Source organism: Nocardia elegans NBRC 108235, assembly GCF_001612845.1.
GTDB classification, from domain to species: Bacteria; Actinomycetota; Actinomycetes; order Mycobacteriales; family Mycobacteriaceae; genus Nocardia; species Nocardia nova.
Genome location: NZ_BDBF01000001.1, coordinates 297932 through 315644, shown reverse-complemented (window position 1 = coordinate 315644; position 17713 = coordinate 297932). Strand labels below are relative to the sequence as shown.

The 17713-nt window shown below is 68.1% G+C and carries 19 protein-coding genes; 10 read left to right on the top strand and 9 right to left on the bottom strand.

All coding sequences use genetic code 11. The annotated features are described in order from the left end of the window. Window positions 1–59: 59 nt before the first annotated feature. The 4 genes from NE2_RS01500 (at window position 60) to NE2_RS01485 (ending at window position 4201) form a co-directional block, all read left to right on the top strand. Window positions 60–893: an NUDIX hydrolase gene (locus tag NE2_RS01500; RefSeq protein WP_063023096.1), complete on the top strand. Its 834-nt coding sequence runs from the start codon at window positions 60–62 to the stop codon at window positions 891–893. Between the two features lie 67 nt (window positions 894–960). Continuing rightward, window positions 961–1725 carry an enoyl-CoA hydratase-related protein gene (locus tag NE2_RS01495; RefSeq protein WP_063023094.1) on the top strand — a complete coding sequence of 255 codons (765 nt, stop codon included), beginning with the start codon at window positions 961–963 and terminating at the stop codon, window positions 1723–1725. Between the two features lie 36 nt (window positions 1726–1761). After that, window positions 1762–2739 (top strand): class I SAM-dependent methyltransferase, encoded by a 978-nt coding sequence (locus tag NE2_RS01490; protein WP_030515679.1) that lies wholly within the window; start codon window positions 1762–1764, stop codon window positions 2737–2739. Window positions 2740–2926: 187 nt separating this feature from the next. Beyond that, window positions 2927–4201, top strand: a complete 1275-nt coding sequence (locus NE2_RS01485) for a THUMP-like domain-containing protein (protein ID WP_063023092.1) — start codon at window positions 2927–2929, stop codon at window positions 4199–4201. On the opposite strand, the gene NE2_RS01480 is transcribed toward NE2_RS01485, so the two are convergent. Next, the gene (locus tag NE2_RS01480) at window positions 4185–5630 is read right to left on the bottom strand and encodes an outer membrane protein assembly factor BamB family protein (RefSeq protein WP_233429609.1); all 1446 of its coding nucleotides are present in this window, start codon (window positions 5628–5630) and stop codon (window positions 4185–4187) included. The genes NE2_RS01485 and NE2_RS01480 overlap by 17 nt on opposite strands. A gap of 78 nt (window positions 5631–5708) precedes the next feature. Between NE2_RS01480 and NE2_RS01475 the strand changes: the two genes are divergently transcribed. Continuing rightward, window positions 5709–6452, top strand: a complete 744-nt coding sequence (locus NE2_RS01475; protein ID WP_063023090.1) for an acyltransferase — start codon at window positions 5709–5711, stop codon at window positions 6450–6452. Between the two features lie 29 nt (window positions 6453–6481). On the opposite strand, the gene NE2_RS01470 is transcribed toward NE2_RS01475, so the two are convergent. Next, window positions 6482–7495, bottom strand: a complete 1014-nt coding sequence (locus NE2_RS01470) for an RNA polymerase subunit sigma-70 (RefSeq protein WP_063023088.1) — start codon at window positions 7493–7495, stop codon at window positions 6482–6484. A 127-nt stretch (window positions 7496–7622) separates the two neighbouring features. On the opposite strand from NE2_RS01470, the gene NE2_RS01465 reads away from it, so the two are divergent. Continuing rightward, entirely contained in the window at window positions 7623–8276 is a 654-nt protein-coding gene (locus tag NE2_RS01465; protein ID WP_063023086.1) for a dihydrofolate reductase family protein, read from the top strand. 10 nt (window positions 8277–8286) lie between these two features. Continuing rightward, complete coding sequence (locus NE2_RS01460; protein ID WP_063023084.1) at window positions 8287–8826, top strand: DUF1697 domain-containing protein; 540 nt, start codon at window positions 8287–8289, stop codon at window positions 8824–8826. Between the two features lie 268 nt (window positions 8827–9094). Here the strand turns inward: NE2_RS01460 and NE2_RS01455 are convergent, their stop codons facing one another. Continuing rightward, a complete protein-coding gene (locus NE2_RS01455) occupies window positions 9095–9760 on the bottom strand; it encodes a TetR/AcrR family transcriptional regulator (RefSeq protein WP_063023082.1) in 666 nt (221 codons plus the stop codon). 95 nt (window positions 9761–9855) lie between these two features. Between NE2_RS01455 and NE2_RS01450 the strand changes: the two genes are divergently transcribed. After that, on the top strand, window positions 9856–10560 hold the full coding sequence (locus NE2_RS01450; protein ID WP_063023080.1) for an SDR family NAD(P)-dependent oxidoreductase: 705 nt from the start codon (window positions 9856–9858) through the stop codon (window positions 10558–10560). Window positions 10561–10629: 69 nt separating this feature from the next. Here the strand turns inward: NE2_RS01450 and NE2_RS01445 are convergent, their stop codons facing one another. Beyond that, window positions 10630–11925, bottom strand: a complete 1296-nt coding sequence (locus NE2_RS01445; RefSeq protein WP_063023078.1) for an NAD(P)/FAD-dependent oxidoreductase — start codon at window positions 11923–11925, stop codon at window positions 10630–10632. Between the two features lie 111 nt (window positions 11926–12036). Here NE2_RS01445 and NE2_RS01440 point away from each other — a divergent pair, with 111 nt between their 5' ends. Beyond that, window positions 12037–12894: a LysR family transcriptional regulator gene (locus NE2_RS01440; protein ID WP_063023348.1), complete on the top strand. Its 858-nt coding sequence runs from the start codon at window positions 12037–12039 to the stop codon at window positions 12892–12894. 70 nt (window positions 12895–12964) lie between these two features. Here NE2_RS01440 and NE2_RS01435 read toward each other — a convergent pair whose 3' ends face one another. From NE2_RS01435 to NE2_RS01415, 5 genes are all read right to left on the bottom strand, one after another. After that, window positions 12965–13612 carry a GTP-binding protein gene (locus tag NE2_RS01435; RefSeq protein ID WP_084493675.1) on the bottom strand — a complete coding sequence of 216 codons (648 nt, stop codon included), beginning with the start codon at window positions 13610–13612 and terminating at the stop codon, window positions 12965–12967. Next, complete coding sequence (locus tag NE2_RS01430) at window positions 13587–13937, bottom strand: DUF742 domain-containing protein (protein ID WP_030515691.1); 351 nt, start codon at window positions 13935–13937, stop codon at window positions 13587–13589. The genes NE2_RS01435 and NE2_RS01430 overlap by 26 nt, the downstream gene beginning before the upstream one ends. Then, a complete protein-coding gene (locus tag NE2_RS01425) occupies window positions 13934–14362 on the bottom strand; it encodes a roadblock/LC7 domain-containing protein (RefSeq protein WP_030515692.1) in 429 nt (142 codons plus the stop codon). The genes NE2_RS01430 and NE2_RS01425 overlap by 4 nt, the downstream gene beginning before the upstream one ends. Then, window positions 14362–15828: an ATP-binding protein gene (locus NE2_RS01420; RefSeq protein ID WP_233429608.1), complete on the bottom strand. Its 1467-nt coding sequence runs from the start codon at window positions 15826–15828 to the stop codon at window positions 14362–14364. The genes NE2_RS01425 and NE2_RS01420 overlap by 1 nt, the downstream gene beginning before the upstream one ends. 343 nt (window positions 15829–16171) lie before the next feature. Beyond that, window positions 16172–17158 (bottom strand): aminoglycoside phosphotransferase family protein, encoded by a 987-nt coding sequence (locus NE2_RS01415; RefSeq protein ID WP_084493692.1) that lies wholly within the window; start codon window positions 17156–17158, stop codon window positions 16172–16174. 113 nt (window positions 17159–17271) lie between these two features. Between NE2_RS01415 and NE2_RS01410 the strand changes: the two genes are divergently transcribed. Further along, the gene (locus NE2_RS01410; RefSeq protein ID WP_063023072.1) at window positions 17272–17679 is read left to right on the top strand and encodes a DUF1707 domain-containing protein; all 408 of its coding nucleotides are present in this window, start codon (window positions 17272–17274) and stop codon (window positions 17677–17679) included. The last annotated feature ends 34 nt before the right edge of the window (window positions 17680–17713 follow it).

The following is a 17713-nucleotide window of genomic DNA, read 5'->3' as shown; positions in this document are numbered from 1 at the left end:
CGGTGCCGCATTCGGGCACCTGCTGCCGATCGGAACCAAGCGCGCGTTATGGTGCGATTGTGAGTGAATCTGTTGCGGAAACCCCGGCCGAGCCACCGGCGCCGAAGGACGCTTCGACCGTAGTGCTCGTGCGTGACGGCGCATCCGGACCGGAGGTATTCCTGCAACGACGGGTCAAGGCGATGGCCTTCGCGGCGGGCATGACCGTCTTTCCCGGTGGCGGTGTCGACCGCTCCGACGCCGATGCGGAAATCGGCTGGGCGGGGCCGGACCCGACGTGGTGGGGCCGTCGTTTCGGGGTCGACCGCGCTCGCGCGCAGGCGCTGGTGTGCGCCGCGGTCCGGGAGACCTTCGAGGAATGCGGTGTGCTGCTGGCGGGACCGACCGCCGACACCGTCGTCTCCGATACCGTCGCCTACCGCAGTGCCCGGGAGAAGCTCGAGCGTCGCGAACTGTCGTTCGGCGATTTCCTGGCGAACGAGAATCTGGTGCTGCGCGCGGATCTGCTGCGCCCGTGGGACAACTGGATCACGCCGGTGGTGGAACCGCGGCGCTACGACACCTACTTCTTCGTCGCGGTCCTGCCGGAGGGGCAGCGTGCCGACGGCGCGACCACCGAGGCGCACGAGGTGGCGTGGCGGACTCCGGCGCAGGCGCTGGACCGCTGGCGGGCCGGCGAGGACGTGCTGCTGCCGCCGACCTGGACGCAGCTGAGTTCGATCGCCGAATTCGCCTCCACCACAGAAATTCTCGCGGCCGAGCGCTCGATCAGCCCGATCATGCCGGTCTTCGAGCCGGTCGACGGTCAGCCGATGCTGCAGTTCCCGAACAACCACCGGTATTTCGCCGACATGCCGGACGCGTCCCGGTTGCAGGGTTCGAAGCGAGACTGAGCCGGGAGCGCGACCGCGAACATCCCGACGTCGCAGGTATCCCGCCACGCACAGTAGGCTCGCCGCCGTGGCCGAATTCGTGACCGTGGACCGTGTCGAGGCGGGAATCGCCGTACTGCGTTTCGCCCGGCCGCCGCTGAATCTCATCGATCTGCACCTGGCGCTGGAGCTGGCCGCGGCCGCCGCGGACCTCGCGGCCGACGACGAGGTGCGGGCCGTGATCGTCTACGGCGACGAGCGAATCTTCAGCGCGGGCGACGACATGGCCGAACTCGCGCGCTGGACGCCCGCGCAGGCCGGTGCCGTCGCCGCGGATCTGCAGCAGGCACTGGGCTGCCTGGCCCGGATTCCGCAGCCGACGATCGCCGCGATCACCGGGTACGCGGTCGGCGCCGGCCTCGAGCTCGCTCTGGGCGCCGACCGCCGGCTCATCGGTGACAACGTCAAACTCGGCCTGCCGCAGATCCGGGCGGGCCTGATCCCGGTGGCGGGCATTTGCCGGCTGGGACTGCTCGTTGGCCCCGGCCCGGCCAAGGATCTGGTGTACACCGGCCGCTACGTCGATGCCGAGGAGGCGTCGGCGATCGGGCTGGTCGACGAGGTGGTCGCGCCCGACGACGTCTTCGCTGCGGCGCTGCGGTGGGCGCGGCAGTTCACCACCGGCCCGGCGCGCGCGCTGGCCGCGGCGAAACGGGTCTTCGAGGCCGGTCCACACGGCCTCGACCGCGCCCGCGGCGAGTGGGCGGAGCTGTTCGAAACCGAAGACCGCAGCGTAGGAACACGTTCTTATTCAGCGTCCGGTCCGGGCGTCGCGGAATTCCTGGGCCGCTGACCCACTCCGCGTGATCACTCGATACGCTGTGCCACCATGACCGCACGTCTTGACGACCCCGCGCCGAACCCGCACGCCACCGAGGCCGAGGTCCAGGCCGCGCTCACCGACAACAAGCTCGCGCAGGTCCTCTACCACGACTGGGAGGCCGAGACCTACGACGACAAATGGTCCATCTCCTACGACGAGCGCTGCATCGAGTACGCGCGCGGCCGCTTCGACGCCGTCGCGCCGAATGCGCCGCTGCCGTACGAGCGGGCCCTCGAACTCGGTTGCGGCACCGGTTTCTTCCTGTTGAATCTGATGCAGGCCGGAGTGGCGAAAACCGGTTCGGTGACCGACCTTTCGCCGGGCATGGTCAAGGTCGCCACCCGCAACGCGCAGAACCTGGGGCTGGATGTCGACGGCCGCGTCGCCGACGCCGAGACCATTCCCTACGAGGACAACACCTTCGACCTGGTCGTGGGACATGCTGTGCTGCACCACATTCCGGATGTCGAGCAGGCGCTGCGGGAATGCCTGCGGGTACTGAAGCCGGGCGGCCGTTTCGTGTTCGCCGGTGAGCCGACCACCATCGGCAACTTCTACGCCCGCAAACTGGGCCAGATCACCTGGAAGGTCACCACCGAGGTGACCAAGCTGCCGTTCCTGTCCGACTGGCGGCGACCGCAGGCCGAACTGGACGAGTCGTCGCGGGCCGCGGCCCTGGAGGCCGTGGTCGACCTGCACACCTTCGATCCCTCCGAGCTCGAGCGGATCGCCCGCAGCGCCGGTGCGGTGCAGGTGCACGCCGAGACCGAGGAATTCGCGGCCGCGCTGTGGGGCTGGCCGGTGCGTACCTTCGAGGCGGCGGTGCCGGAGGAGAAACTCACCTGGCGCTACCGGATGGCCCAGTACAAGGCATGGCTGGGTCTGAGCAAGCTCGACGAGAAGGTGCTGCGCCACGTGGTGCCGCGCCAGTTCTTCTACAACGCCATGATCACCGGCGTGAAGCCGGGCGCCGCCGGAAAGTAGTGGGCGGCAGGCTGTCTCGCGTGCGGACCAGCTACGCTGCCGGTCCGGCGCGGACCGTCTCGACGGGCGTGGGGTGCGTGCTCCGGCCGTCGGCGGTGCCGGTGTCCTACCGGCGGGCGGTCTCGGCTTGCTCGATACCCGTTGCGGCCCAGTCGGTCTCGCCCGTGCTGCGGCCGGAGCGGCGCTGATGGGGTACTCGTTCACAGCGGGAGACGTCGGCTTTCTGGACAGTGCGGCGGGCCGGGGCGCACTGTCCGTGGTCGGGGAACACGAGCTGACGCCCGCGACGATGCTGCGCGACCTCGAGGTCCTGCGCCGCGACTACGGCGAGCGCACAGCCGCGCTGGTGGAGACCGTGCAGCTGCGCCGGCGGGCGGCCGCCAAACTCGACGACGCGGCCGAATGGCTGTTCACCGACGACGCTCTGCAGCAGGCGACGCCGAGTCTCGTGGCGCGACACCGGGCCCGGCGGCTGGCGGGGCGTCCCGTCCACGACGTCACCTGCTCGATCGGCGCGGAACTGGCCGCGCTGCGGCGGGAATGCCCGGCGGTGCTCGGCAGTGATCTGGACCGGGTGCGGCTGGCGATGGCCGCGCACAATCTGGCGGATGCGCCGAATGTCGCACTGGCGCAGGCCGATGCGCTGCGGCCGTGCAGTGCCGGCGCCGTGGTGATCGCCGATCCGGCGCGGCGCGCCGGAGGCCGGCGCACCCACGATCCCGCTCAGCTGCAACCGCCGCTACCGGAGCTGCTGGCCGTCTACCGCGACCGTGATCTGGTCGTGAAATGCGCTCCCGGACTGGATTTCGACCGTTTCGCGCTGCGGCGCCCGGCCACCCAACCGTTGCCCGCGCGAGCCGACCGGACGGCCGCGGACGGGTACGCGGGCCTTTTGTGGGACGGTGAGGTCGAGGTGGTCTCCCTCGACGGTGCCGTGCGCGAAGCCTGCCTGTGGTCGCGCGGGCTCACCGAATCCGGGGTGACCAGGCGGGCGACGGTGCTGCGCAGCGACGGTTCCTCGTGGTCGCTGACCGATGCCGAACCCGACGACCTTCCCGACCGCGAGCCCGGAACCTGGCTCGTCGACCCGGACGGCGCGGTGGTCCGGGCCGGCCTGGTCCGCCACTACGCCGCGAGATACGGCCTGTGGCAACTGGATCCGCGCATCGCCTATCTCACCGGCGAGACGGTGCCGCCGGGTGTGCGCGGTTTCCGCATCCTGGAGCGGCTGGAATTCCGGGAGAAGCCGTTGCGCGCCGAACTGCACCGCCGCGACTGCGGTCCGCTGGAAATACTGATCCGCGGCGTCGACGTCGATCCCGATGCCCTGCGGCGCCGGATCAAACCGCGTGGCAGCACCCCGCACACCGTGGTGATCACCCGGATCGGCCGTACCGCAACGGCATTCGTCTGCGAAACGCCGCGCGTGGGGTCGGCGGCGAACTCTACCGATCCGGTGTGAAGGCGAACAGCTCGCCGATCCGGGTGCCGACCACGACCTGGCCGTCGGGTCCGATCGCGGTGGACACCGTCGTGCCCTGCGCACCCGGCAGCGGGGCGGAGGCGATCGTCTTACCCGACTTCGTCTCGAAGGTCAGCAGATGCAGCGCATCGCCCATCGGCACCACCACGTAGCCGGTATCGCCGGCCGTCTGCACCGGACGGCCGCGCAGGGTGAGATCCTTACGTTCCCAGGCGATCTCGGCGCGGTCGCCATTGTCGTGCAACGCCAGCAGATGGCCGTCGTCGCCGCCAGGAATCAGCAGCCCGTCGAGTTCGGAGATGCCGCCGCGCGGGGCGAAGCCCAGCGGCTGCGTCCATTTCGTATGACCGTCGGCGGTGTCGACGGCGAGCAGGCGACCGCTGTTGTCGCCCACGTACAGCGTCTTCCCGTCCGACGACAGCGTCGGGCTGGTCGCGCTGCCGTCGGTGAGGATGTCGACGCTCCAGTCCTGGGTGACCTTCTTGTCGGCGTAGTGCAGCGCCACCACGGACGCCGCGGGCGCGCCGGTCCGCCAGGCGGTCAGATAGAAGCGACCCGAATTCGGGTCGAGAGCCGACACATTCGCCACCGCGCACTGCGGACCGCCGACGGCGCAGTCGTCGATGCCCTGCCCGTCCGCCGGGCGCGTGACATTCGGGTGCGCGAGGAAATCGGGGTCGCCCAGCACCTGATAGGTCGACACCTCGCGGTCGCCGGTCTGCCGGTCCAGGACGTCGACCTGACCGGACTGCGAGACCGACAGCACGGTGCCGTCGTGGGTGAACTGCACCGAGACCGGAACGCCGGCAACGGGAGTGCGCCAGCGCGGCTGCCCCAGCGCGTTGAACGAGAACACCGCGCCGTCGTCACCGACGTACACATTGCTCGCCCCGTCGACCGCCGAGGCCGCGGCGACGGCATCCGGTCCCAGCGCATTGCAGAAGCGCTTGCGCCCGGTGGGCATCTGGAACGAGAAGATCATGCCGGTGGTCCCCGGCTTGCCGACACAGTCGGTGGTGGTGCGGGAGGTGACGAACAACTGGCCGTCCGGGCCGATCGTGGTCGCATTCGCCAGCGGGCCGCCGATCGGGCGCGACCAGCTCAGACTCAGATGCCGGGCGCCGGTGACGGGACTCGCGCCGCTGTTGCGGGCATCGTGGAAGGCCGACTGCCAGCCCTTGCCGGAACCGACCTTGATGTCGTCGACGGTGCTGCTGCCGCATCCGGTCAGGGCCAGGAGGCCCAGGGCGCCCACCGCCGCGATCGCGCGCCTCGGGGCGCCGCCCCGAATTACCGAGTGGCGCAACGTCGTCGGGTGGTGTCCGCCGCGGTCGTGCTCGCTGCGCTCGGGTCGCCGACTGCCGCTTCGCACCTGCTGCACTCCCATCTGTTCGTAACGGGCCTGCACGAGACTACGCTGGTACCTCGATCAGGTGACCACCGAGGTAACCGTCGCCCGAGGAGAGGGAGCTGGCCCGTGACGAGCATGTGGGGCGCACCGTTGCGTTCGCGTTGGCGGGGTTCGCGCCGCCGGGATCCGGAGCAGGCGCGCTTTCTGACGATGGCGTCGCTGCGCTGGGTGCTCGCCCATCGGGCGTACACGCCGTGGTATCTGGTGCGGTACTACCGGCTGCTCAAATTCCGGCTGGCGAACCCGCATATCGTGCTGCGCGGCATGGTCTTCCTGGGCCGCAATGTCGAGATCCACGCCACCCCCGAGCTCGGCCGCATGGAGATCGGCAAATGGGTGCATATCGGCGACGGCAACGCGCTGCGCTGCCACGAGGGCTCGCTGCGCATCGGCGACAAGGTGGTCTTCGGTAAGGACAACGTCGTCAACACCTACCTCGACATCGAGATCGGCGAGTCGACCCTGGTCGCCGACTGGTGCTACATCTGCGATTTCGACCATCGGATGGATGATGTGACGATGCCGATCAAGGATCAGGGCATCGTGAAGAGCCCGGTCCGCATCGGCCCCGACACCTGGATCGCGGCCAAGGTGACCGTGCTGCGCGAGACCCGGGTGGGCCGCGGCTGCGTGCTCGGCGCCCATGCCGTCGTGAAGGGGGAGATCCCCGACTTCAGCATCGCCGTCGGCGCCCCCGCCCGGGTGGTCAAGAACCGCAAGAAGGCCTGGGACGACGCCGCCGAGGAGCGGGCCCGGCATGCCGCCGCGCTGGCCGATATCGAACGCAAGAAGGCGGGAGTCGGCGCCGGATCGGACTGATCCGGCAGACCGGGATTCCTCGCGTACCGCTATCGGCTGGGTAGCGTGCGCGGCAGGCCGAACCACGGCAGCACCGTGCTCTCGAATCGGGCCAGGGCGCTGATGCGCTCACCGGCGAGGGACAGGACGTACAGGCCGGTGCCGTGACTGCTGCCGTCCGGGCCGCGCAGGTAGGCGCCGAACGCCGGCTGGCCGTTGGCCCGCGTCGGTACCAGGTCGAATCGCCGCCCGGCGGCGAAGATGCCGGCGCAGAAGCGGGTGGCGACCTCGCGGCCCACGTATTCGAACGGGATCGGCGGCATCGAGATGAAGACGTCGTCGGTCAGCAGTCGTACGAGCGCCTCCACATCGGCCGATTCCCACGCGTGCGCGAATCTCGCCACGATCGCCTCCTCGTCGGCCGACCCCGGTGCCGGTGACCGGCCGATCGGCCGGCGCCGCTCGAGTGCCGCCCGGGCCCGGGACAGCGCACTGTTGACCGAGTCGACGGTGGTGTCGAGCATCCGGGCGGTCTCGGTCGCGCGGAATCCGAGGACATCGCGCAGGACGAGGACGGCAACCTGGCGCGGCGGCAGCAGTTGCAGTGCGGTCACGAAGGCCAGCGAGACGGACTCGCTCAGCTCGTAGCGTGCCTCCGGGCCGGAAGGCGCCTGCTCGAGCAGGGCGTCGGGACAGGGCTGCAGCCACACCACCTCGCCGAGCCGGGAGGGCTCGGGCGGTTCCACGTTCGGCACGTCCCACTCCTTCGCCCGGCGCCGGCCCGCGGCCCGGCGCGCGTTCAGGCACCGGTTGGTGGCGATCCGGTACAGCCAGGTGCGCAGCGAGGAACGCTCCTGGAATGCGCCGATACCCTGCCACGCGGCCAGCATCGTGTCCTGCAAGGCATCCTCGGCATCCTGGAGCGAGCCGAGCATCCGATAGCAGTGCAGCTGTAACTCCGTGCGGTACGGCGCGGTCAACGCCCGAAACGCCGCACCGTCGCCCGCCCGCGCCCCGGCCATCAGGTCGCCGATCGCCACCGCGTCGTCATCTCCGTCGGTCATGACACACCTCCACCGAATATTGACACCGCGGCGACGGTGAATGTGTCGGTCCGGACGCGACCATTTCGGCCGATGCGGCGGTGTCTGTCTCTGTAGCAGTCCCGCCACCGACAAGAGGAGTACCGCCATGGGAAAGATCGTCGTCTTCGAGAATGTGTCGCTCGACGGAGTGACCCAGGATCCGACCGGTGCGGAGGGTTTCAGCGGCGCGGATTGGCGTGCGGCGATGTCACCGGACGACCGCGCGGAATGGGCACGGCTGATTCACGACGATGTGCTGGACGCACAGGCATTGCTGCTGGGCAGGCGCAGTTACGAATACTTCGCGGCCCGGTATCCGCGGCGCACCGGCGCGACGGCGGACCGCATGAACGGTCTGCCGAAATACGTTGTGTCCGCGACGCTGTCGGATCCCCAGTGGAACAACACGACCGTGCTGCGGGGCGATCTCGCCGAGCAGGTGGCGAGGTTGCGACACCTCGTCGACGGCGAGATCCGGGTCTACGCGAGTACCGAACTGGTGCACGCGCTGACCGGCCACGGCCTGGTCGACGAGGTGCGACTGGCGGTATTCCCGCTGGTGATGGGCGCGGGGAGCCGGCTCTTCGCCTGCGCCGACGGCTCGGCACCGGTCTCGCCGCGCACCTTGCGGCTCATCGGGGTTCGCGCGGTCGGCACGAGTCTTGCCCACCTGACCTACGAACGCCTGCCGGAGGCGTCCGCCGGACAGCCCGGCCGCCGGGACGGCCGAACCGGCATTCCTGTCGGTGACGCCGGGTAGCCTTCGGCTCATGAACCGGTATGCGGCCTGGTTGCGGGGGATCATGCCCAGCAACCCCAATATGCGCAACGAGAAGTTGCGGGCGGTCTTCGAGGGCCTCGGCTACGAGGGGGTGGGATCGGTGCTGGCGAGTGGGAACATCGTCTTCGGCAGCACCGAAACCGATATCGCCGCAATGGAATCGCAGATCCAGGCGGCGTTGCAGGCGGAGCTCGGCATCGGCGGCGGCACCATCATCCGCAGCCGGGAGGAGCTGCAGAAGCTGGTCGACTCCGATCCTTTTCCCGGCCTCACACATGCGCGCGGCACCTATCTCACCGCGACCTTCGTGAAGGATCGAGCCGGGTCCGCTCCGCCGGACCTGCCTGGCAACCTGGAGTCGGCCGTGCGCATCGTGCGCTTCGACGAACCGGCGCGGGCGCTGCTGGCGGTCATCGACAACTCCGTCGCGGGGACACCGAACCACATGTCGTGGCTGGAGACCGTCTACGGCAAGGACATCACCACCCGCACCTGGCTCACGGTGCAAAAGGTGCTGGCCAAGCTGTAGTTTTCCTTCCTGAAGTCTTGACTGGAGAAAAATCAGGAGGAAACTAGGTAATACACCGGAAAACCGGAAATCACCACGGAGTCGAACGAGACGTCGAACGACTCACGGAGATGGTTTCCAGGATCTGGCCAGGCCCCCGGCAAGCCAGTCGAATATCCGGAACCGTCAGCGACGACTGAGGTTCAGGTATCGATGGAGACTACCGGGGACTGCTGTGTTCGGGGGTCTTCCGAGGTGCCGGCCGAGAATGCTTCAGGCGTAGGGACCTTCAGCCGAGAGTCATTGCCGCGCGGACCTGTTCGGGGTCGAGCGCGCGTCCAGGCAGAGGATGGGCGGCCTCGGCGCGTAAGCCGTCGAGCAGGACCGTCAAATGCCGGCGCCACGCCTCGGGGGCGACCTCGCGCACGCCGTCGGTCGCGCGCACCACCGACCACAGCAGGAGGCCGAGATCGGTTTCGGTGATGTCGCTGCGCAGCTGCCCGGCCTCCTGCGCTCGCGTCACCAACCGCTGGAACATGGTGTGCCCCTGCTGTTTCGCCACCTCGATCGGACTGTCGGCGGGCAGCGAATACACGCAGATATCGGTGAAGCCGCGATCGCTCGCCTGCCACTGCGCCAGCTTCGTCAGGTGGTCGACCAGTCCCGTCCACGGGTCGGCCGCCCGCAAGGCCTCCTCCGCGCTGCGGCCCGACTCGACGACCAGGTCCAGTAACGCGTCGCCGATCAGCGCCTCGCGAGTGGGGAAGTGGTTGTAGAGCGTGCCGATACTGACCCCGGCGTCGCGTGCGATCTGATTCAGCGAAGCGTCGAGGCCCTCGGCCGTGAACCGCCGCCGGGCCGCCGCGGCGATCTTGTCCCGATTGTCCCGGGCGTCACGACGCCGCGGGCGCGCGCCGGCCGCCGTTTCCCCGGTACTCGCCACCTTCTCGACCATGACCTCACACTAACAACTTGAAAACCCACTCGACTTGGCCTTAACTTGAGTGGGCGCTCAAGTTGAACACCTTCTCGAGTTATGGAGGTTCGGTCATGCCACATCTGGCAGTGTTCGGCGCGGGTCCCGCCCTCGGATTGTCGGCGGCGCTGCGATTCGGCCGCGCGGGCTATTCGGTGACGCTGATCGCGCGCAACGCGGACACACTCGAACGGTTGCGGACGCGGCTCGCGGCCGAGGGGATCGAGGTGGACGTGCTGCTCGCAGACCTCACCGACGACGCCCGGATCGACTACGCGCTCGCCGAATTGCGGACGACGCACGGACTTCCGGACGTGGTGGTCTACAGCCCGGGTGATGTGAGCCGGCTACCCGTCGATGCCTTGTCGCTGGACGCGGACACCCTACGCAGTTGGTTACCGATCAACCTGACCACGCCGGTACGAATCATGCACACGCTACTGCCGGCGATGACGGCCCGCGGCTCGGGCGCCGTCCTCATCGCCCAAGGCGGAGCGGTGCGCGAACCGCAAGCGGCGCTGGCCAGTTCGAGCGTGCCGCAGTCGGCCTTGCTCAATTACCTGTACGCGATCGACCAGCAGGTCCGACCGAGCGGCGTGCGGGTGGGCGCTCTGCTCATCACCCGCCTCATCGAAAACAGTGCGGCGCAACAGTTGTTCGATTCCGGCCATTTCGCCTCGGTGGAACCGAACGACGTGCGGCGCGTCCATCCCGATGCTCTTGCCGAGGATCTGTTCGCCATGGCCACCATCGACACCGCCGTCGAGCGAGCGGCCTGAACCCAGGGGCCACGCATTCCGGCCCGCATCGTTGTCGCGGGCCGGAAGGGGGGATTCGGTCGGGTGACGCTACGCCGCTCGTCGATTCTCGGGAACCGGCGCCGCCTGCTGCGGCTTGTCGCTCTCGTCGAAGCCCGGGCGGCCGGTGCCGATGAACGCCACCAGCCAGGACAGGACCGCCACGAAGCGGTTACGGAAGCCGACCAGATAGAACAGGTGGACGGCGAGCCAGGTGGCCCAGGCGATGGTGCCGGTGAACTTCACGCGGTCGTTGAGTTTGGTGACCGCGCTGAACCGGCTGATCACCGCCATCGAACCCTTGTCCCAGTACACGAACGGGGTGCCGGGCTGCTTCTTGCGGCGGATGATGTCGGCGACGTGGCGACCCTCCTGCATGGCCGTCGGCGACTGGCCGGGATAGCCGTTCAGCGAGGTCATATCGCCGATGGCGTAGATATCGGCGTGTCCGCCCACCGTGCAGTCCGGGTTGATGAGAAGCCTTCCGGCACGGTCGGTTTCGCAGCCGGTGGCCTCGGCCAGCAGCGTGGCGAATCCGCCGGCCGCCACACCCGCCGACCACACCACGGTCTCGGCGCCGATACCGCGCTCGACACCGTCCTTGGTCTTGACGGTCACCTTGCCGGCTTCGATATCGGTGACGAAGGTGTCGAGCAGCACCTCGACGCCGTTGCGGCTCAACGACTTGCGCGCATACTCCGACAGGCTGCCACCGAACGGCGGCAGCACCGCGCCCGCACCCTCCACCAGGGTCACCGAAATCTCCTGGTGATAGTGGCGTTTCGCGAGCTCCTTGAGCTGACCGGCGACCTCGACGCCGGTCGGGCCCGCGCCGACGACCACAAAACTCAGCAGCCGTTCCCGGGTTTCCGGATCGGCCTTCGCCGCCTCGGCGAATACGCGCTCGATCTGCGCTCGCAGCAGTTTGGCATCGTCGATGGTCTTGAGCGAGAACGTCTTCTCCGCGAAATCGTCGCGGCCGAAATACGATTGGGTGGCCCCGGTGGCCGCGATCAGCGAGCCGTAGCGAATCTTGCGTGGCCCCTGCTCGGCTTCGTAGGTGAGGACGGCGGCAGCGGCGTCGATATCGACGACCTTGCCCAGCCGCACATCCGCGCCCTTGTGCCGGCGCAGGATCTGCGCGATCGGTGGGGCGATGTCGGTGGACGGGAGCACACCCGTCGCTACCTGATAGAGCAGCGGCTGGAACAGATGTTCCGGCGTCGCCGAGATGAGAACGTAGTCGATCCCCGATTTGCTGAGCTGCTTCGCGGCGGCGAGCCCGCCGAACCCCGAACCCACGATGACCACATCGGTGGTTTCGATTCCCGCATCCACGTCTTGCATGACAGCCTCCTTCTGTCATGAGTAAACGCGATTCATGCCCTGGATGTTTCGGGGGTCAGGGCGCATAATATTGATGACTCTTATCTAGATCATTCATGAATGGAGATCTTGATGGAACTTCGTCAACTCACCTACTTCGTCGCGGTGTGCGAGGAGTTGAGCTTCAGTCGCGCCGCTGTGCGCTGCTTCATATCGCAATCGGCTATCAGTCATCAAATCGCGCGACTCGAACATGATCTTGGTGTGCAGCTCTTCGAACGCTCGACGCGCTCCGTTGTGCCGACTGAGGCAACCGTTCGGCTACTTCCCCTTGCGAAACAAATGCTGAGCCTCGAATCCGCTATTCGCGCAGCTGTTCGCGACTCCGGGCCACGAATTCGCCTGGCAGCGAATATGTCTTTCGCAACAAGATCGCTATCCGCGATAGCCGGAGCACGCGAAGCGCATCCGGGTGCCGAAATCGAGTTCGTCATCAAGCCTTTCCGGCAGCGCATCGCCGCGGTCGCCGACGGTGACTGTGATCTTGCTCTCATCCGCGGCAGTGTCGAACAGCCCGGTCTGACGGTCGAACAACTGTGGGTGGAGGACCTGGTCATCGCCGCATCGACCGCCCACCCGCTGGCCGGCCGCGGTGATGTGACATTGGCCGAATTGGGGAAATATCCGCTGCTGCTGCCCCCGGAGACGGAACAGGTGCTTCTGCACAACGTCGTCCGGCACGCGTTCGCCGAACTGCCGACCCGCCCGAGCTACGGCCCGCCGATCCCGCCGGACCACACCGCGACGATGGAGTTGATCAATCGGCCGGACGCCTGGACGATCCTCTACGCCGACAGCGCCACCGAAGGGATCGCCACCCTGGAACTCGCCGGCCGGCCGCTGCGCATTCCGGTGTCGGCCGTACTTCGCAGCGATATCCGGCGCTCACCCATCCTGGTCACCCTGCTGGCCGCCCTGCACAGCTCCTGAAAACGGAACCCCCTGAAAACGAAACAACGCCGCACCGGAGGCCGGTACGGCGTTGCTCGTGGTGAAACGGTCAGGGACGCGGTTCGATCCGGTGGAACAGGAATTCCACCAGCGTGATCAGCGATCGCAGGCAGGTGCCGCGGTCGCGGGCGTCCAACGCGGTCAGCGGGGTGCCCGGTTCCAGGTCCAGCGCATCGCGAATCTCGCTGAGCGGGAAGCGATGCGCACCGTCGAATTCGTTGATCGCCACGGAATACGGCACGCCGCGTTCCTCGAGGATGGAGAGCACCTCGTCGGCCTTGTCGATGCGGCGGGTGTCGACCAGTACCAGCGCACCGAGCGCGCCGTTGGCCAGCTCCTCCCACAACGGCAGGAACCGGCGCTGCCCCGGCGTACCGAACAGATACAGCGCCAGTTGCGGATTGAGCGTGATGCGCCCGAAATCCATGGCCACCGTGGTGGTCTGCTTGCCCGGGAGACCGGCCATATCGTCGATCCCGACGCTGGCCTCGGTGATGGTCTCCTCGGTGCGTAGCGGACGGATCTCCGACACGCTGCTGACGAACGTGGTCTTACCGACGCCGAAATTACCTGCTACCAACAGCTTCACCGACCGCGTGACCGTTTCCGGTACATAGTCGACCGTACGATCGGTCACAGCGGCGGGTCGTTCGGACAGGGCGGTCGGGCGCTCAGACGGCGAGAGCGCGGAGCCCATTCAGTACCTCCTCGAGCAGGGCGACCTCCGGCACATGATCCGCCGGGGTCGGGTTGACCAGATGGCCGCTGTCGAGCAGGTCCGATACCACGATCTTCACTACCGAGGGCGGCAGGTCGAGATATGCGGCCACCTCGGCGAGCGACAGTGCAGCGTGCCGACTGCAGACGTTCAAAACCCGGCGCGCGTCCGGACTGGCACCGGGCGTCGGATCCTGTGCTGCCACAACCAGTGTCACCAGGTCGACCGAGCGAGTCGCACGGGTACGTCCGCCCGTGCGTACGTAGGCACGGACCAGGTCGGGATCGCGCCGGTGCTTGCTCATGCCCGATCGCTACCGGGCCTGTGGCGGGGCAGGCTGCCGAGTTCGCGGCCGACTCTCACGGCGAGTTCGTTCATCCGGTGAGCGACCATGCTGACGTCCACATCGGACATGGTCGAGACGCCGATCAGGGCGCCCTCACCGGCCGCGGTGATGAAGATCATGCCCTCGTCGTACTCGGTCATGTTCTGCCGCACCGTGTTCGCTCCGCCGCAGAATTCGCTGAGGGCCTTACCCAGGGATCTGAGGCCGGAGGCCGCGGCGGCGAAGCGCTCGGCGTCGTCGAGGGAGATGGCGCCGACGTGGGCGATGCGCAGGCCGTCTTCGGACAGTAGTACGGCGAATCGGACGCCGGGAACGGTCAGATCCTCGAGCATCCACGACAGCTTGTTATCGCCGTCGGTCACAGTGGTGCCGGGTGTGGCCATCAGGATGTCATCCCTTCGGAGTTGTCATGTGCGGCTGCACGTCCGCTGGTGGAACCGGTCTGCCAGGCTTCGGCGATGTCGACCCGGGGCAGGCCCGTATCGGTATGCGGCTGTCCGGTATCGGTGCGGGGCCCGCGGGCGGAGGCGGGCAACGCCACGCTGCGCCGCCGCCGGCGCGGCAGCCCGCCCGGCGTGATCTCGTGCACCGTGGACGACTGACCGGTCGGTGTCGGGTCCGCCGCCGGCAGCGGTTCTGCCTGGGCGACCGGGGCGGCCGGTGCCGCGGAGAGGGTCACCGGGGCGGGGGCGGCATGCGCGCTCCCGACCGCGGCGGGTGCCGCGGCGACCTCGATCGGTGTGGAAATCGGTGGGGCCGTCACGCTTTCGAGGTTGTCGGGCCGCGCGGCCAGCAGTCCCTCGGGTACGTAGACCATCGCGCGCATACCACCGTAGATATTGGGTCCGTCGATGTACACGGTGAAGCCGTAGCGGCGGGCCAGCGCGGCGATGCCGGGGAAACCCACCCGCGGGGTCGGGCCCAGTTGGTGGATGTCGACGGTGCGCTCGCCGGCGAGGACCTGGCGGGCCTCTTCCATCTGTTCGGGGTTCATCCGCACGCCGGCGTCGTCGATGATCACCGTCAGGCCGTGGTGGCCTTCCTGGAAGGTGACGTCCACGAAGGAGGTGGGTGGCGAGTAACGCAGCGCGTTGTCCAGCAGGGTTGCCATCGTGTGCACGAGCGGTTCGACCGCACGGCTGATGATCACCCGGTCGAGCTGCTGCGGCCGGATCCGGGTGAAGTCGCGGACGCGGCCGATGGCGCCGCCGACGATGTCGGTCAGCGACTGCTGCGGCCAGCGGCGGCCGGGCAGACCGCCACAGACGATCACGTACGACTGCGCCTGGCGGATCATCTGCTGGACGCTGTGGTCGATGCGGATCAGCGTCTCGTAGACGTCGTCCCCGCGGTGCTGGCGCAGTGCGGCGCTCACCACCTGGCCGACGTCGGCGCCCAGGCTGACCACGGAGGTGCCGAACGCGCGGACCGCGGCGCTGGTCGCCTCGCGGGACGCGTTCTCGACCTGTTCGCGGATGCTGGCCTCGGTGGCGGAGATCGCCTGCTGCTTCTCGTATTCCAGCTCGTGGCTGGTGCGCTCATGGGTTTCGGCGGCCACTCGGTGCAGGTCGTCGGCGTAACGCTCGGTCAGCCGCTGCAGCAGCTGGGCGAAGCGAGAACCGCCGCGGTCGATGGCGGGCAATTCGACCGTCGATTCGGCGCGGCGCACCGAGTCGGCCACCAAACCCATTGTGGTGCTCGTGAAATGTTCGAGCTCGTCCTCGTGGGCGCGCAATTCCGCCTCGGCACTGCGGGCACGGGCGCGCTGCTGCGACGCGTAATACGCGGCGTACAGAGCTCCCGCGATCGTCAGTATCAGAATGGCGGCGAGGATCCACGAAAGAGTCACGGCGGTAGCTTGATTCATCAGTTCCCTCGGTGCCGGATTTCCGGCCGCTTCGTCCTTTCCAACTCGACGACCGCGATCGGCGCGGCCGGGATAACACTCAGGTCGGACGGCGGGAACGCGGCAGGCAGGATGATACTGCACCTAACCTGGAGGAGACCTCGAAGCGCTTACCGGACAGGCGAATTCAGCATCGACCTACCGGCGGAGGATCCCGATCGGCCCCAGCACCCGACGACAGCAAAGATAGCAGCAATTCCGTGTGGCAGCGACCGATTCGTTATCTACGGCTCGGTAGGAATATCTTCATCGCCGGTGTTTCGCAATCGTCCTGATTCGGTGCGGCTCAACCCACCTCGAAAGATGGTGCAATTCCGCTCAGGGCGGTGGCGACGGCGAGGTGTAACCGCAGGTCACCGGGCGCGTGATCGTCGACGGCCCAGGATATTTCCTCCATCGTCCGCAGAAACGCCCACCGGCACGCGCGGCCGGGGTCGACGCCGGTGGCCGCGGCCGTATCGGTGACCATTCGTTTCGCGTGCTCGGCGGTCGGCAAGCGCTGAATCCGAATCATGATCAGGAAACCGATATCGAATGCGTCCTCGCCGAGATACGGCTTCGGGTCGATCAGCAGCCATGGCTCCCGTTCGGCGGCAACGATATTGCCCAGGTGGGTATCGCGATTGACGAGGACCGGCGTTCCCTGTGGCCGGGCGAGTTCGGCGCATCTAGCCACCGCGGCGTCCAGCAGGGTGGACGGAACGGCGTGGACCAGTTCGGGTTTCGGTTGCCCGAAGCGGACGGACCAGTCGGCGAGTACCGCGGAAACGGTGGGAATGTCCGGATATCCGTCCGGCAGCGTGACGGGTGGGCGGCGCAGACGCCGGTACAACCGGCAGGCCACATCGACCTTGTCCGCATGTTCCGGCAGGCCTTCCAGGCTCGGGAATCCGGGCTGCGCCAGCAGTGGCGTGCCCGGCCGGGCCCACTCGAGCAGGAGGGCGCCGCTGTCGGGGTCGTAGTCGTGGAGGCGGACCGCTCCGTCGCCGTCGTAGCAGTACAGGCCGGCCGCCTCGCCGACGTTCTCCGCGTCGACGACCGGAATCTTCAGCACCGCCACCGATCCGTCGGCGCGGCGGACGGGGGCGGCGTAGGAGTGGGTGCCACCGGCGAAGGCGGCGCCGAGCGAGGTCAGCTGCCACTGCGCGGACAGCGCCTCGACGCGCTCGGGAAGTTCGGTGAGCCAGGTCCGGCCGCGCGCGCCGAAGACCGTGCTCACGGTCTCGACGACCTCGGGCGGGAGTGCGATCGGCGGTCCGGTCGGAGTCGGCACGGCCTCAGCCTGGCCGAGGGCGGCGAGGGTGCGCAAGCGGATTATCGCCTGCCCCAGGGTGTTCCGGGTGATGTTCCCCCGCGCGTGGCGATGGTCGCCTCTAGGCTTGGGCCGTGGGAAACGAGCACGTGCGGGCCTCGGACGCGGACCGGGAGAAGATCGTCGAGCGGTTGCGCACGGCGATGAACGAGGGTCGATTGAATCTCGCCGAATTCGACGATCGGGTCCAGCAGGTCTACGCCGCGCGTACCTACGGGGAGTTGTCGCCGATCCTGTCGGATCTGCCCGCGGTGCGGGATCGGGCGGGTGCCGCGCGGCCCGGGCGGGTGCCGCCGTGGGTGCTGATCATGTGGACGCCGTGGATCTTCGTCAACATCCTGTGCGTCGTGATCTGGCTGGCCACCGGCGCCGGGTACTTCTGGCCGTTCTGGGTCGCGGTGCCGTGGGGGCTGGCGCTGTGCATACCGACCGTCATCGGCATCACCGTCGGCGGGAACCAGACGCCGCGGCCACCGGACTGAGCATCGCGGACCGAGCAGCGCGAACGGAACGCAG